We start from the raw sequence: 14,099 nt of genomic DNA on the forward strand, positions 1-14,099 counted from the left end.
AACCGAAGGGTTATGTTTAGCAGACAATAAAAAGGGCCGCTGAGCGGCCCCTGAACAGGTTGCATAAACAACGTTTTGCTTAACGATGCGCCAGTTCGGCTTCGTTGTCCGCTTCCGCGTCCAGCAGAGATTTATCAGTTTGCTTCAGCCACTGGCTGGTCAGCATTCCCGCCGTCATTGAACCATTAACGTTAAGCGCGGTGCGGCCCATATCGATCAGCGGTTCAATCGAAATCAGCAGCGCCACCAGCGTGACCGGCAGGCCCAGCGTTGGCAGAACGATCAGCGCGGCAAAGGTCGCGCCGCCGCCCACGCCCGCTACGCCGGCAGAGCTTAGCGTAACGATGCCAACCAGCGTGGCGATCCAGACCGGATCGAACGGGTTAATGCCTACCGTTGGCGCAACCATCACCGCCAGCATGGTGGGGTACAGCCCGGCACAGCCGTTCTGGCCGATAGTGGCGCCGAAAGAGGCTGAGAAGCTGGCGATCGATTCCGGAATGCCAAGGCGGCGGGTTTGCGCTTCCACGCTCAGCGGAATGGTCGCCGCGCTGGAGCGGCTGGTAAAAGCAAAAGTGATAACCGGCCAGACCTTGCGGAAGAAACGCCTGGGATTGACGCCGTTAACGGAAAGCAGCAGCGCGTGCACCGCAAACATAATCGCCAGGCCCAGATAAGATGCAATGACAAAACTGCCCAGCTTGACGATATCCGCCAGGTTAGAGCTGGCGACCACTTTGGTCATCAGCGCCATTACGCCGTAAGGCGTCAGCTTCATAATCAGACGCACCAGCTTCATCACCCATGCCTGAAGCACGTCGATGGCGGCCAGCACACGCTCGCCTTTCGGTTTGTCGTCACGCAGTAAATGCAGGGCGGCGACGCCCAGGAAAGCGGCAAAAATCACCACGCTGATAATAGAGGTCGGATTGGCCCCGGTCAGATCGGCGAAAGGATTTTTCGGCACGAAAGAGAGCAGCAGCTGCGGCGCGGAAAGGTCGGCCACTTTACCGATATAGTTAGACTGTAGCGCAGACAGGCGCGCGGTTTCCTGCACGCCCTGCACCAGACCGCTGGCGTTGAGCCCAAACAGCCAGGTAACAAAAACGCCCACCAGCGCGGAAATCGCCGTAGTGAACAGCAGCACGCCGATAGTCAGCACGCTGATTTTGCCCAGCGACGACGCGTTATGCAGACGGGCCACGGCGCTGAGAATCGAAGCGAACACCAGCGGCATGACGATCATCTGCAACAGCTGTACGTAGCCGTTGCCGACAACGTTGAACCAGCTAATGGATTCTTTCAACACCGGGTTATCGGCACCGTAAATAGTGTGCAGGATCAGCCCAAACAGCACGCCTACAACCAGGCCCAGCAGCACTTTTTTCGCCAGGCTCCAGCTGGCGTTGCCGCTTTTAGCCAGTAGCCCCAGCAGCAGAATAAACGCCGCCAGGTTTGCAATTAATGGAAAATTCATCCCCAGATCTCCTTTTTTGACGAGGCATCAGCGGCCTCGTCAGTGAGCTATTTTTATTGCGCATCGGATACGCGTTGGGGGCGATGGTAGCAGCTCGCGGAGAGACGCCCATATAATCAAAAGGAATAGTTTATAATTTATTGAACGAAATCGGTGACTTATTGCGCTACCTGGTGATTTATAAAACGCGTAACGCTGTTTTGCACCTGATCGATCATTTGCAGGGGCCAGCTTGCCGCACCAAAAGAGGGCGACCCGGCCGGGAACCATAGCGCCAGCGCAACCAGCGTCAGGCAGAGCATTCGCTCCATCTGGTTGCCGTTGCGGCTGTGCAGCAGCGGCAGGCGAAAACGCCAGCGGCAGGGCCACAGCAGCGGCACGCCGGCAGGCGTAAGCATATCGGCGACAATATGGCTGAGGTAGCCCAGCACCATGCCCTGAAAGACATCGGCAGGCAGCACCCATTCCTGCGGCAGTTTTAGCTGAAGCAGCGCCACGCCACCGATTACGGCCAGCAGGCTGTGGGTAAAGCCCCGATGCCCAAAGGCGCGCGCAATGGGCTGCGACAGCCAGCGAAAACGCTGACCAAGGGTAGAGCGCGGGTGATCGATATCCGGCAGCAGGCAGGTAAGCAGCGTGGCGGGAATAACGTGCCACCAGTCGCCATCACCAAGAACGGGCGTCAGGTCGGCGCGCTTGGCAAAAATCGCGCTGGCGATAGCAAAAATAACGTGGCCTTCGGCCGTCATGGAAAACGCTCGGTAACTGAACTGTCAATGCATCCAGTATAGGGGATATATACAGTAGAATAAATATGTGACGCTGTAACGAAAGGTTAATATTTCCTTTACGTCTGCGCGTTGAGCATGGATAAGAAAACGTAGCGGTTCCAGTTAGTATAAGCGGTTAAGCGCCGTAATGGCATCAATACTCTTGATTAAGGGGCTGGACGCGCAAAGGTCTTCCACCGATTACAGATTTCATTGCCGGGTAGAAAATAGCGAAAGGCTGTATCTGCCTGTTAACATTCAGCTGACGGGAAGCAGCAGGGTCAGCATTTCATTCTGCTTAAAGAAGCCGTACCGCCCGGCCAGTTTACGGCAGGGCGGAAAGCGGACACTGATGTTACTTGCCAAGCAGATGCTTGCTGCCCAGCTCGGTGAGCGAGGTCAGTTTGACGTCGGCCAGCGCCCAGCGCGCATCGTCGGCATAAACGGCCGCAGGCACCACGATTGAGCGCATCCTTGCGGCTTTGGTCGCAATCATACCGTTAACGGAGTCTTCCAGCGTAACGCAGTTAAGCGGATCGATGCCGAGACGGGTGGCCGCGTCCAGATAGACCTGCGGATGCGGTTTGCTGTACGGCAGCGATTCTGCCGAGGCCAGCACTTCGAAATAGTGACGCAGGCCGAACATCGCCAGCACCTTTTCCTGCATAAAAAGCGGCGAGGCGGAAGCCAGCCCAATTTTCAGCCCCTCCGCCTGGCACAGTTTCAGCGCCAGCTCCACGCCGGGCAGCAGCGGCCGCGTCTCCTCGATTAACGTCAGCGCGCGGGTAAGAATACGCTGCGTGACTTCCTCCTGCGATGGCCCGATCCAGGGCAGCGTTTCATACCACATGCGCACAACCTGATCGATGCGCAGGCCTACCGTATCCGGCATCTCGCTTCTGCGGGAAAGATCGACATCCAGCGTAGCGAAAACGTCCAGCTCCGCGCGTTCCCATAGCGGCTCGGAATCAATTAGTAATCCATCCATATCAAAAATTGCGGCTAGCACTGGACGTGAATAAGACATAATGCGGCTCCGTTAGCAGTTTTCTGACACCTTAACATGAAGTTAACAGCCAGAGCATTGCGCGCGTTAATTTGCCTTTCCGCTTAAGGGCACACTTTTTTCAGGCACATTTTGCCGGGCGAGGGTAAACTTACAGCCCTCACAGCATAAGGACAGGAGAAAGCATGACTTATCAACAGGCTGGAAGAGTCGCGATACTAAAGCGGATCGCCGGCTGGATTATCTTTATTCCGGCGCTGATTTCCACGCTGGTTTCACTGATGCGTTTTTTGGAAGTGAGTCGTGAAAAGCGCGAAGGGATCAATGCGGTAATGCAGGATTTTTCTCACGTGATGATCGATATGATCCGCTTCAATACCGGCTTTTTAAACGCCTTTTGGCATAATTCACCGGTGCCGGATTTTAACCAGGGCGGCAACTGGCTGTTCTGGCTAATCTATATACTGATTTTCGTCGGGCTGGCGCTACAGGCCTCCGGCGCCAGAATGTGGCGACAGTCCCGGCATCTGCGTGAAGGCATTGAGGATCAGATGATCCTGGAAAAAGCGAAAGGTGAAGAAGGGCGCAGCCGCCAGCAGCTGGAAGAAAAAATCGTGGTGCCGCGCCACACCATTTTTCTGCAGTTTTTTCCGCTGTACGTGTTGCCCATCCTGATAGCCGTTGCGGGCTATTTTGTGCTTAAGCTGGCAGGCTTTATCAGCTGACGGCCCTACGCCGGACGGGCAAATTGTTTGCCCGCCTCCGCCTGGTCCAGCAGGGCGCCGACCGCCCGCTGGGCTTCCTTCAGCCATTCGCCGCCGAAGACGTTTGCCCGATTAAGCAGATAGTAGAGCTGATAAACCGGCTGGCGCTGCTGGTAATCGCGAGGCAGCGGCCATACCGACTCATAGCCTTCCATAATCTCCTGCGGCAGCGCCGGAAACCAGGGAAGCATCGCCAGATCGCACTCTCTGTCGCCCCAGTAACAGGCCGGATCGAACACGCAGGGCCCTTCAGCCGCCGTCGCGCAGTTTGCCGGCCAGAGATCGCCGTGCAGCAGCGAAGGCTGAGGGTGATGCGAGTCGAGCAGCTCCCTGGCGCAGCGCACAATCAGATCGATATCGCCATACTGCACGCCTTTTTCCGCCGCGAGCTGAAGCTGCCAGCCGATACGCTGCTCGGCAAAAAAGACCGACCAGCGCTTGAGCCAGCTGTTAGGCTGCGGCGACGTTTTGATATTGTTATCGAAATCCAGGCCGAACTGTGGCTGATCGCTCCACTGGTGAAGGCGCGCCAGCTGTTGGCCAAGCTGATGGGCGCTTTGCGCATGGAGCGGCGAAAGGGGAAGATACTCCAGCAGTAAAAAGCTGACGTCCCGATCGTAACCTACGCCGTAGACATCCGGCACGCGGATGGTGCCGGTGCGCTTCAAAAGCTGCAGCTGATCGGCTTCCCAGGTAAAAAGATCGAGCATTTCACGGCCGTTACATTTAACAAAAACGTCGCGATCGCCGTAGCGGAGGCGCCACGCCGGATGCACATCGCCTCCTGGCAACGCTGTACGCTGGCTGATTTCAGCATCACCTGACTGCTCACTCAACAGACGACCAATGGCTGACCACATAGCGGTTTCCTCTTTTTCGCTGTGACTTGCTGCGGGACATGCTGATACTAACGCTTAAATAATAGACAAAACCAGTGTTTACGTAATGAACAACACATTTTTACAAAACGTCAGTTTTCGCTTTTCTGCTGAAATGCTTGCCAGCGCTCCACCTCCACCTCCGGCTTTTCGCCCAGCACGATTTCACCCAGGTTGATTGCCTGTTCGCGTATCTGCTCTGCGCTCAGCGCGCTGACGATACCGAAACTGTTTGTGCCCAGCTCGTGCGGGTGGCCTTCCTTGTCGTGCAGCGAGGTGGTAAATCCGCCGTTGGTCAGGGCACTGTTCAGCTCAAGGACATCGCTAAGCCCTTCATCTTTAAAACGGAAAGTGACGACATATTGCTCAATATCAGACGAAACCATGATGAACTCCTTTGTTTACCTTCTTCTTTTTTTAGCATAGTTCATCATCGCCTTTTATCAGCCAGCTATCGGGCTTAACGCCTGTGGAAGCCGTTTTAGCGAGGGGGCAAAGCTTCAGGCGGTCGAAAAATCCCGACAGAATTTTATATTCAGAAGTAAATCAGTGAAGTTACATTATTACGTAACAGGCAATGCTTTGACATATTTATGTCTGCCGAAAGCCAGATTGCCGAAGAACATACGAGGAAAAGCAGGCTGCGCCGGGTCGCGCTGATAAGAATAGTCCCATTTAGAGTAGGGTGAGCCTGATTCATAAGCATCCGGAAGCATTTAACAAAATGTTACTATTCTTTCAATAAAAGAGATTGAACGCCCGGTAAAACTCTTCAGACTCACCTCTTTTCAATTCTCAGTGGTATGGATCTTATTTAATGAAAGCGCTTAACAAGTTGTCGGCAGTTCTTTTACTTTCCGGCGGAGTTTTTTGTCACCAGGCACTGGCGGACAATAATGTCTTTACCGTCATGGACGATCCCTCTACGGCCAAAAAGAACTTTGAAGGCAATGCGGCGGCGGGTTACCTGGCTCAGACCGGCAACACCACCAGCTCCTCGCTGACGGCCAGCACCAACATGACCTGGTATCAGAACCAGATGGCCTACAGCCTGTGGGGCAACGCCAGCAACACTTCTTCCAACGATGAGCGTTCTTCTGAAACCTATCAGGTTGGCGGCCGTTCACGTTATAACCTGAACCCTTCCGATTACCTGTTTGGTCAGGCCAGCTGGTTAAGCGATCGTTTCAACGGCTACGACGGCCGCTCTATTCTGGCTGCCGGTTACGGTCGCCAGATCCTGAACGGTCCGGTGCACTCGCTGCGTCTGGAAGCCGGTCCTGGCGTACGCTATGACGATTACCACGATGGCGGTCATGAGACGCAGGCGCTGGCTTACGGCGCGGCCAGCTATCAGTGGCAGCTGACCGACACCACTAAATTTGTCCAGGGCGTTTCCGTGCTGGGTAGCGATGACACCACGGTGAACTCCGAAACCGGTTTGCAGGTGGCGATTAACGCCCACTTCTCGCTGAAGATGGCCTATAACGTGACCTGGAACCAGAACCCACCGTCATCCGCGCCGGATAAAACCGATACCAAAACCACTATTCAGCTTTCTTACGCCATGTAAAAAGCCTGCCGGGCCACGTTTCTGTGGCCCACCTGGTTGTTCCGTCCAGCGCTTCATGCTTGCTTTTCACCATTTTTAAAGCCGCCCCGGCACGATACTCTCACCACAAGCTTATGGCGCTCCTCAGCGGAGCTGTGGCTATAGGGGAAAACCACCTTACAGCTTGCGGTCAGATATCCCGTTTAACGTAAAGCCATCGGCAGCGGATTTTGCGGCGCGGATTCCTGATTCTGCATCCCGCCGTGCATTTCGGCGCTATGACGTGTAAGATATTACTCCTTCAAAGGTTTTTGCCGACGGCAGGCTTTTGACTCTGTGTATCAGGCGCTGTTCCAAATTGACAACTGTGAGTTGATTTTAAGAGACACCAGCCTGATATATATACTAAACCTGAATTTTGTATGTAGCCTTGCGTATGGGTTACCACTGCAGCTAAGGATGTATCATGCCCGTAATTACACTTCCTGATGGAAGTCAGCGTACCTTCGATCACGCCGTTAGCGTGATCGAGATTGCCCAGGACATTGGTCCGGGTCTGGCGAAAGCCTGTATCGCAGGCCGCGTAAACGGCGAGCTGGTGGATGCGGTCGATCCGATCGCGGAAGACGCGAACGTCGCCATCATTACCGCTAAAGATGAAGCCGGACTGGAAATTATTCGCCACTCCTGCGCGCACCTGTTGGGACACGCGATCAAGCAGCTGTGGCCAGATACCAAAATGGCAATCGGTCCGGTTATCGACAACGGTTTTTACTACGATGTCGATATGGATCATACCCTGACCCAGGAAGATATCGAGCTGCTGGAAAAGCGTATGCACCAGCTGGCCGAAACGAATTATGACGTCGTCAAGAAAAAGGTAAGCTGGCAGGAGGCGCGTGACGCTTTTGCTGCCCGTGGCGAAACCTATAAAATGACTATTCTTGACGAAAATATCAGTCACGACGACCGTCCGGGCCTCTATCATCACGAAGAGTACGTGGATATGTGCCGTGGCCCGCACGTGCCTAACATGCGCTTCTGCCATCACTTTAAGCTGCAGAAAATTTCCGGCGCTTACTGGCGCGGCGACAGCAACAACAAAATGCTGCAGCGTATCTACGGTACCGCCTGGGCGGATAAAAAGCAGCTGTCTGCCTATCTGCAACGCCTGGAAGAAGCGGCCAAGCGTGACCACCGTAAAATCGGTAAACAGCTTGACCTGTATCATATGCAGGAAGAAGCGCCGGGCATGGTGTTCTGGCACAATGACGGCTGGACAATTTTCCGCGAGCTGGAAGTTTTTGTCCGCAGCAAACTAACTGAGTATGACTATCAGGAAGTGAAAGGTCCGCTGATGATGGACCGCGTGCTGTGGGAGAAAACCGGCCACTGGGAAAACTATAAAGAAGCGATGTTCACGACCTCTTCGGAGAACCGTGAATACTGCATCAAGCCAATGAATTGCCCTGGTCACGTGCAAATTTTCAATCAGGGTCTAAAATCTTACCGCGACCTGCCGCTACGTATGGCGGAATTTGGTAGCTGCCATCGCAACGAGCCGTCTGGCGCGCTGCATGGCCTGATGCGCGTACGCGGCTTCACTCAGGACGACGCCCATATCTTCTGTACGGAAGAGCAGGTGCGCGCTGAAGTGAATAGCTGCATCCGTATGGTGTACGACATGTACAGCACCTTCGGTTTTGAAAAAATCGTGGTGAAACTGTCAACCCGTCCGGTTAAGCGCATCGGTAGTGACGAACAGTGGGATCGTGCAGAGGCCGATCTGGCTGCCGCGCTGAAAGAGAACGCTATTCCGTTCGAGTATCAGCCGGGCGAGGGCGCATTTTACGGCCCTAAAATTGAGTTCACCCTGCATGACTGTCTGGATCGCGCATGGCAGTGTGGCACCGTTCAGCTGGACTTCTCGCTGCCGGGCCGCCTGAGCGCCTCCTACGTGGGTGAAAATAATGAACGTCAGGTGCCGGTGATGATCCACCGCGCTATCCTGGGTTCTGTGGAGCGCTTTATCGGTATTTTGACCGAAGAGTACGCCGGTTTCTTCCCGACCTGGCTGGCTCCTGTACAAGTAGTGGTGATGAATATCACCGATGGCCAGTCCGAATATGTTGCAGAATTGACCCAAAAACTTCAGAATGCGGGCATTCGTGTAAAAGCGGACTTGAGAAACGAGAAGATTGGCTTTAAAATCCGCGAGCACACGTTACGTCGTGTCCCCTATATGTTGGTCTGTGGTGATAAAGAGGTGGAAGCAGGCAAGGTTGCCGTTCGCACCCGCCGTGGTAAAGACCTGGGCAGCATGGACGTAAACGAAGCGATCGCGAAGCTGCAGGATGAAATCCGCAGTCGCAATCTTCATCAACTGGAGGAATAAGGTATTAAAGGCGGAAAACGAGTTCAACCGGCGCGTCCTAATCGCATTAACAAAGAAATCCGCGCCACCGAGGTTCGTCTGACTGGCGTCGATGGCGAGCAGATTGGTATTGTCAGTCTGAATGAGGCTTTAGAAAAAGCAGAGGAAGCAGGCGTTGATTTAGTAGAAATCAGCCCTAACGCCGAGCCGCCCGTTTGCCGTATCATGGATTACGGCAAATTCCTTTACGAGAAAAGCAAATCTTCTAAAGAACAGAAGAAAAAGCAAAAGATTATCCAGGTTAAGGAAATTAAATTCCGTCCTGGCACCGATGATGGCGACTATCAGGTAAAACTACGCAACCTGATTCGCTTTCTGGAAGAGGGTGATAAAGCTAAAATCACGCTGCGTTTCCGCGGTCGTGAGATGGCGCACCAGCAGATCGGTATGGAAATGCTTAACCGCGTCCGTAAAGATCTGTGTGAAGACATGGATCTGGCGATTGTCGAATCCTTCCCTTCGAAGATCGAAGGTCGTCAGATGATCATGGTGCTCGCTCCTAAGAAGAAACAGTAGGCCATAAAGTAGCAGCGGTTCGGCGGTTCGCCGCCGATCGCTGTTCGCCTGCCTGTTTTATTTTATTAACAATGCGAAGTGGATGTTTTTAAATGCCAAAGATTAAAACTGTACGTGGCGCGGCTAAGCGCTTCAAGAAGACCGCCTCTGGCGGCTTCAAGCGTAAGCACGCAAACCTGCGTCATATTCTGACCAAAAAATCTACTAAGCGTAAGCGTCACCTGCGTCCGAAAGGCCTGGTGTCTAAAGGCGATCTGGGTCTGGTTATTGCCTGCCTGCCGTACGCATAAGTCTATTTTTTTTAATTCAGAATATTAAACAGGAGAGCTAAATGGCTCGTGTAAAACGTGGTGTAGTTGCTCGCGCACGTCACAAAAAAATCTTAAAACAAGCTAAAGGCTACTACGGTGCACGTTCACGTGTTTACCGCGTTGCTTTCCAGGCTGTTATCAAAGCTGGTCAGTATGCTTACCGTGACCGTCGTCAGCGTAAGCGTCAGTTCCGTCAGCTGTGGATCGCGCGTATCAACGCAGCGGCACGCACTAACGGTATTTCTTACAGCCGTTTCATCAATGGCCTGAAAAAGGCTTCGATTGAAATCGACCGTAAGATCCTGGCTGACATCGCCGTATTCGACAAAGTGGCATTTACTGCCCTGGTCGAAAAAGCGAAATCAGCTCTGGCGTAAGTCAGGTGAAAGAGGGAGCTTGCTCCCTCTTTTATTTTGTAACCGCAGCAAAAGATTGACATTTTTGTCCATGCGTTTTTCAATAGAGCCTCTTTTGACGACCAGGCAACGCATTATGACCGCGAATTTCCGTTTCTTTTTTTACTTTAGCACCTGAACATCGGGGGCTTGTGCGCAAAGAAAAGAAACGAAAAATCGCGCTGAAAGCCTCCCTCGTGGAGGCTTTTTTGTTTCTGGCGCGGCAGATCCAGGGCGCCTTGTCGTCCCCATAAAAAAACAGACCGGCCACGGCGGCTGGAAGAAGAGGAAAGCATGTCACATCTCGCAGAACTGGTGGCGAACGCGCAAGCGGCCATTAAGAATGCACACGATGTTGCCGCGTTAGATACGGTACGCGTTGAATATCTGGGCAAAAAAGGGCAGCTTACGCTGCAGATGACCACGCTGCGCGACCTGCCTGCCGAAGATCGTCCGGCAGCGGGCGCGGTGATCAACGAGGCCAAACAGCAGGTGCAGGAAGCGCTGACCGCGCGTAAAAACGAGCTGGAGTCGGCAGAGCTGAACGCTCGCCTGGCGCAGGAGACCATTGATGTTTCGCTGCCGGGACGCCGCATCGAAAACGGCGGTCTGCATCCGGTGACCCGCACGATCGATCGTATCGAGACATTCTTTGGCGAGCTGGGTTTTGCCGTGGAAACCGGCCCGGAGATCGAAGATGACTACCATAACTTTGACGCGCTGAATATTCCGGGACACCACCCGGCGCGCGCCGATCACGATACCTTCTGGTTCGACGCCACGCGCCTGCTGCGTACCCAGACTTCCGGCGTGCAGATCCGCACCATGAAAAACCAGCAGCCGCCGATCCGCGTTATCGCGCCGGGCCGCGTCTACCGTAACGATTACGACCAGACTCATACGCCGATGTTCCACCAGATGGAAGGCCTGATCGTAGATAAAAACATCAGCTTTACCAACCTGAAAGGCACGCTGCACGATTTCCTGCGCAACTTCTTTGAAGAAGATCTCCAGATCCGCTTCCGTCCTTCCTACTTCCCGTTTACCGAGCCTTCTGCGGAAGTGGACGTGATGGGCAAAAACGGCAAGTGGCTGGAAGTGCTGGGCTGCGGCATGGTGCATCCGAACGTATTGCGCAACGTTGGCATCGATCCGGAAGTCTATTCCGGCTTCGCCTTCGGGATGGGTATGGAGCGTCTGACCATGTTGCGCTATGGCGTGACCGATCTGCGTGCCTTCTTCGAAAATGATTTACGTTTCCTCAAACAGTTTAAATAAGAGCGGGTAAAACCTATGAAATTCAGCGAACTCTGGTTACGTGAGTGGGTTAACCCAGCCATCGACAGCGCAGCGCTCAGCGAACAGATCACCATGGCCGGTCTGGAAGTGGACGGCGTGGAAGCGGTAGCCGGTGCTTTTCACGGCGTGGTGGTGGGCGAAGTAGTAGAGTGCGGACAGCACCCGAACGCTGACAAACTGCGCGTCACCAAAATTAACGTGGGCGGCGACCGCCTGCTGGATATCGTCTGCGGCGCGCCAAACTGCCGTCAGGGCCTGAAGGTGGCTGTGGCAACGGTGGGCGCGGTGCTGCCGGGCGATTTTAAAATCAAAGCGGCCAAACTGCGCGGCGAGCCGTCGGAAGGGATGCTCTGCTCTTATTCCGAACTGGGAATTTCCGACGATCACAACGGCATTATCGAACTGCCGCTGGACGCGACCGTCGGCACCGATATTCGTGACTACCTCAAGCTTGACGACAACACCATTGAAATCAGCGTGACGCCAAACCGTGCGGACTGCCTGGGCATTATCGGCATTGCGCGCGACGTTGCCGTGCTGAACAAGCTGCCGTTAAACGAGCCAGCTATTGAGCCGGTTGCCGCTACGATTGCAGAAACCTTCCCGATCCGCGTGGATGCGGTTGACGCCTGTCCGCGCTATCTGGGACGCGTGATCAAGGGCATCAACGTCAAGGCCGCCACGCCGCTATGGATGAAAGAAAAGCTGCGTCGCTGCGGCATTCGCTCTATCGATCCGGTGGTGGATATCACCAACTATGTGCTGCTTGAGCTGGGCCAGCCGATGCACGCTTTCGATCTTGACCGCGTAGACGGCGGGATTGTGGTGCGCATGGCGGAAGAGGGCGAAGCGCTGACGCTGCTGGACGGCGCGGAAGTGAAGCTAAGCGCGGATACGTTAGTTATTGCCGATCACCACAAAGCGCTGGCGATGGGCGGTATCTTTGGCGGCGAACACTCCGGCGTGAACGAAGAAACCACTAACGTTCTGTTCGAGTGCGCTTTCTTCAGCCCGCTTTCTGTCACCGGCCGTGCGCGTCGTCATGGACTGCACACCGATGCTTCCCATCGCTACGAGCGCGGCGTCGATCCGCAGTTGCAATATAAAGCGCTGGAGCGCGCAACGCGTCTGCTGCTCGATATTTGCGGCGGCGAGGCCGGGCCGGTTATCGATCAAACCAACGAGGCGACGCTGCCTGCGCGCGCGACTATCACGCTGCGCCGTGAAAAGCTGGATCGCCTGATTGGTCACGTGATTGCCGACAACGAGGTCAGCGATATTCTGCGTCGTTTAGGCTGTGACGTCACGGAAGGCGAAGGCGTCTGGCAGGCCGTGGCGCCGGGCTGGCGTTTCGATATGCAGATTGAGGAAGATCTGGTCGAAGAAGTGGCGCGCGTTTACGGCTACAACAATATTCCTGACGTGCCGGTGCAGGCGGGTCTGGTAATGACCTCGCACCGTGAAGCGAACCTGTCGCTGAAGCGGGTAAAAGCGATGCTGGTGGATAAAGGCTATCAGGAAGCGATTACCTACAGCTTTGTCGATCCTAAAGTGCAGGCATTGCTGCATCCGGGCGAGGAAAACCTGGTACTGCCAAGCCCGATTTCAGTTGAGATGTCGGCAATGCGGCTCTCGCTGTGGACGGGCCTGCTCTCTGCCGTTGTCTACAACCAGAATCGCCAGCAGAGCCGCGTACGCCTGTTTGAAAGCGGCCTGCGCTTTGTGCCTGATACACAGGCAAACCTGGGGATCCGGCAGGACGTTATGCTGGCGGGCGTTATCAGCGGCGCGCGTTATGAAGAACACTGGGATCTGGCGCGTCAGGCAGTTGACTTCTATGATTTAAAAGGTGATTTGGAGTCCGTCCTCGATTTGACCGGTAAACTGGCCGACATCCAGTTCCGGGCCGAAGCGCATCCGGCCCTGCACCCGGGACAGAGCGCCGGCATTTATTTGCAGGAACAGCGCATCGGTTATCTGGGCGTGGTTCATCCGGAACTTGAGCGGAAACTGGATCTTAACGGCCGTACCGTGGTCTTCGAACTGGAGTGGGATAAGGTGTCAGACCGCGTCCTGCCTGAGGCGAGCGAGATTTCACGTTTCCCGGCAAACCGTCGTGATATCGCCGTTCTGGTGGCGGAAAACGTGCCCGCAGCAGATATTATCGCCGAATGTAAGAAAGTTGGCGTAAATCAGGTAGTTGGCGTAAACTTGTTTGATGTGTACCGCGGTAAGGGTGTTAATGAAGGTTTTAAGAGCCTTGCTATCAGCCTGATTTTGCAAGATACCGGCCGGACACTCGAAGAAGAGGAGATCGCTGCAACCGTCGCCAAATGTGTTGCGGCGTTAAAAGAGCGATTCCAGGCAACCTTGAGGGATTGAACCTATGGCGCTTACAAAAGCTGAGATGTCTGAATACCTGTTTGAAAAGCTGGGGCTTAGCAAACGGGATGCCAAAGAGCTGGTAGAGCTGTTTTTTGAAGAGGTACGTCGCGCTTTAGAAAACGGCGAGCAGGTAAAACTGTCAGGATTTGGTAACTTCGACCTTCGCGACAAAAATCAACGTCCGGGACGTAATCCTAAAACGGGCGAGGATATTCCGATTACGGCGCGTCGCGTGGTGACTTTCCGGCCGGGGCAGAAGCTCAAAAGCCGGGTTGAGAACGCTACGCCGAAAGAAGACTGACCAGTGCTCTG

At 54.4% G+C, this 14,099-nt stretch carries 14 protein-coding genes and 1 other annotated feature; of the genes, 9 read left to right on the top strand and 5 right to left on the bottom strand.

What is annotated here, in order from left to right:
• Positions 1-79: 79 nt before the first annotated feature.
• The 3 genes from AB3U87_RS12040 to hxpB form a co-directional block, all read right to left on the bottom strand.
• A complete protein-coding gene (locus tag AB3U87_RS12040) occupies positions 80-1,477 on the bottom strand; it encodes an L-cystine transporter (RefSeq protein WP_301251787.1) in 1,398 nt (465 codons plus the stop codon).
• Positions 1,478-1,635: 158 nt separating this feature from the next.
• The gene (locus AB3U87_RS12045; protein ID WP_369896040.1) at positions 1,636-2,226 is read right to left on the bottom strand and encodes a metal-dependent hydrolase; all 591 of its coding nucleotides are present in this window, start codon (positions 2,224-2,226) and stop codon (positions 1,636-1,638) included.
• 376 nt (positions 2,227-2,602) lie between these two features.
• Positions 2,603-3,274, bottom strand: coding sequence for a hexitol phosphatase HxpB (hxpB, locus tag AB3U87_RS12050; RefSeq protein ID WP_370733948.1), 672 nt, complete (start codon positions 3,272-3,274; stop codon positions 2,603-2,605).
• 164 nt (positions 3,275-3,438) lie between these two features.
• Here hxpB and AB3U87_RS12055 point away from each other — a divergent pair, with 164 nt between their 5' ends.
• A complete protein-coding gene (locus AB3U87_RS12055) occupies positions 3,439-3,978 on the top strand; it encodes a YniB family protein (RefSeq protein ID WP_253454467.1) in 540 nt (179 codons plus the stop codon).
• Positions 3,979-3,983: 5 nt separating this feature from the next.
• On the opposite strand, the gene AB3U87_RS12060 is transcribed toward AB3U87_RS12055, so the two are convergent.
• Both AB3U87_RS12060 and ghoS read right to left on the bottom strand, forming a co-directional pair.
• Complete coding sequence (locus AB3U87_RS12060; protein WP_253454466.1) at positions 3,984-4,877, bottom strand: fructosamine kinase family protein; 894 nt, start codon at positions 4,875-4,877, stop codon at positions 3,984-3,986.
• A gap of 110 nt (positions 4,878-4,987) precedes the next feature.
• Complete coding sequence (gene ghoS, locus AB3U87_RS12065; protein ID WP_301251789.1) at positions 4,988-5,281, bottom strand: type V toxin-antitoxin system endoribonuclease antitoxin GhoS; 294 nt, start codon at positions 5,279-5,281, stop codon at positions 4,988-4,990.
• Positions 5,282-5,712: 431 nt separating this feature from the next.
• On the opposite strand from ghoS, the gene AB3U87_RS12070 reads away from it, so the two are divergent.
• The 8 genes from AB3U87_RS12070 to ihfA all read left to right on the top strand — a co-directional run bounded on the left by AB3U87_RS12070 (position 5,713) and on the right by ihfA (position 14,088).
• The gene (locus tag AB3U87_RS12070; RefSeq protein ID WP_253454464.1) at positions 5,713-6,468 is read left to right on the top strand and encodes a DUF481 domain-containing protein; all 756 of its coding nucleotides are present in this window, start codon (positions 5,713-5,715) and stop codon (positions 6,466-6,468) included.
• A gap of 445 nt (positions 6,469-6,913) precedes the next feature.
• On the top strand, positions 6,914-8,842 hold the full coding sequence (thrS, locus tag AB3U87_RS12075; protein WP_369896038.1) for a threonine--tRNA ligase: 1,929 nt from the start codon (positions 6,914-6,916) through the stop codon (positions 8,840-8,842).
• A 3-nt stretch (positions 8,843-8,845) separates the two neighbouring features.
• Positions 8,846-9,397: a translation initiation factor IF-3 gene (gene infC, locus AB3U87_RS12080; RefSeq protein ID WP_125289758.1), complete on the top strand. Its 552-nt coding sequence runs from the start codon at positions 8,846-8,848 to the stop codon at positions 9,395-9,397.
• A gap of 92 nt (positions 9,398-9,489) precedes the next feature.
• Positions 9,490-9,687 (top strand): 50S ribosomal protein L35, encoded by a 198-nt coding sequence (gene rpmI, locus AB3U87_RS12085; RefSeq protein ID WP_010275699.1) that lies wholly within the window; start codon positions 9,490-9,492, stop codon positions 9,685-9,687.
• A 41-nt stretch (positions 9,688-9,728) separates the two neighbouring features.
• The gene (gene rplT / locus AB3U87_RS12090; RefSeq protein WP_016169860.1) at positions 9,729-10,085 is read left to right on the top strand and encodes a 50S ribosomal protein L20; all 357 of its coding nucleotides are present in this window, start codon (positions 9,729-9,731) and stop codon (positions 10,083-10,085) included.
• Positions 10,086-10,191: 106 nt separating this feature from the next.
• Positions 10,192-10,317 (top strand) — a sequence feature (Phe leader region).
• Between the two features lie 80 nt (positions 10,318-10,397).
• Positions 10,398-11,381: a phenylalanine--tRNA ligase subunit alpha gene (pheS, locus tag AB3U87_RS12095; RefSeq protein ID WP_125289759.1), complete on the top strand. Its 984-nt coding sequence runs from the start codon at positions 10,398-10,400 to the stop codon at positions 11,379-11,381.
• 15 nt (positions 11,382-11,396) lie between these two features.
• Entirely contained in the window at positions 11,397-13,784 is a 2,388-nt protein-coding gene (gene pheT, locus AB3U87_RS12100; RefSeq protein ID WP_253454461.1) for a phenylalanine--tRNA ligase subunit beta, read from the top strand.
• A gap of 4 nt (positions 13,785-13,788) precedes the next feature.
• Positions 13,789-14,088 carry an integration host factor subunit alpha gene (gene ihfA, locus AB3U87_RS12105; RefSeq protein ID WP_004157378.1) on the top strand — a complete coding sequence of 100 codons (300 nt, stop codon included), beginning with the start codon at positions 13,789-13,791 and terminating at the stop codon, positions 14,086-14,088.
• Positions 14,089-14,099 lie beyond the last annotated feature (11 nt).

The sequence above is a fragment of the Erwinia plantamica genome (assembly GCF_043420595.1).
GTDB lineage: Bacteria > Pseudomonadota > Gammaproteobacteria > Enterobacterales > Enterobacteriaceae > Erwinia > Erwinia aeris.

Excerpts from the sequence above, each read along its gene's own strand:
- pheT (WP_253454461.1), top strand. The coding sequence starts at position 11,397 with ATGAAATTCAGCGAACTCTGGTTACGTGAGTGGGTTAACCCAGCCATC.
- AB3U87_RS12045 (WP_369896040.1), bottom strand. The coding sequence starts at position 2,226 with ATGACGGCCGAAGGCCACGTTATTTTTGCTATCGCCAGCGCGATTTTT.
- AB3U87_RS12040 (WP_301251787.1), bottom strand. The coding sequence starts at position 1,477 with ATGAATTTTCCATTAATTGCAAACCTGGCGGCGTTTATTCTGCTGCTG.
- AB3U87_RS12055 (WP_253454467.1), top strand. The coding sequence starts at position 3,439 with ATGACTTATCAACAGGCTGGAAGAGTCGCGATACTAAAGCGGATCGCC.
- pheS (WP_125289759.1), top strand. The coding sequence starts at position 10,398 with ATGTCACATCTCGCAGAACTGGTGGCGAACGCGCAAGCGGCCATTAAG.
- thrS (WP_369896038.1), top strand. The coding sequence starts at position 6,914 with ATGCCCGTAATTACACTTCCTGATGGAAGTCAGCGTACCTTCGATCAC.
- rplT (WP_016169860.1), top strand. The coding sequence starts at position 9,729 with ATGGCTCGTGTAAAACGTGGTGTAGTTGCTCGCGCACGTCACAAAAAA.
- hxpB (WP_370733948.1), bottom strand. The coding sequence starts at position 3,274 with ATGTCTTATTCACGTCCAGTGCTAGCCGCAATTTTTGATATGGATGGA.
- ihfA (WP_004157378.1), top strand. The coding sequence starts at position 13,789 with ATGGCGCTTACAAAAGCTGAGATGTCTGAATACCTGTTTGAAAAGCTG.
- rpmI (WP_010275699.1), top strand. The coding sequence starts at position 9,490 with ATGCCAAAGATTAAAACTGTACGTGGCGCGGCTAAGCGCTTCAAGAAG.
- ghoS (WP_301251789.1), bottom strand. The coding sequence starts at position 5,281 with ATGGTTTCGTCTGATATTGAGCAATATGTCGTCACTTTCCGTTTTAAA.
- AB3U87_RS12070 (WP_253454464.1), top strand. The coding sequence starts at position 5,713 with ATGAAAGCGCTTAACAAGTTGTCGGCAGTTCTTTTACTTTCCGGCGGA.
- AB3U87_RS12060 (WP_253454466.1), bottom strand. The coding sequence starts at position 4,877 with ATGTGGTCAGCCATTGGTCGTCTGTTGAGTGAGCAGTCAGGTGATGCT.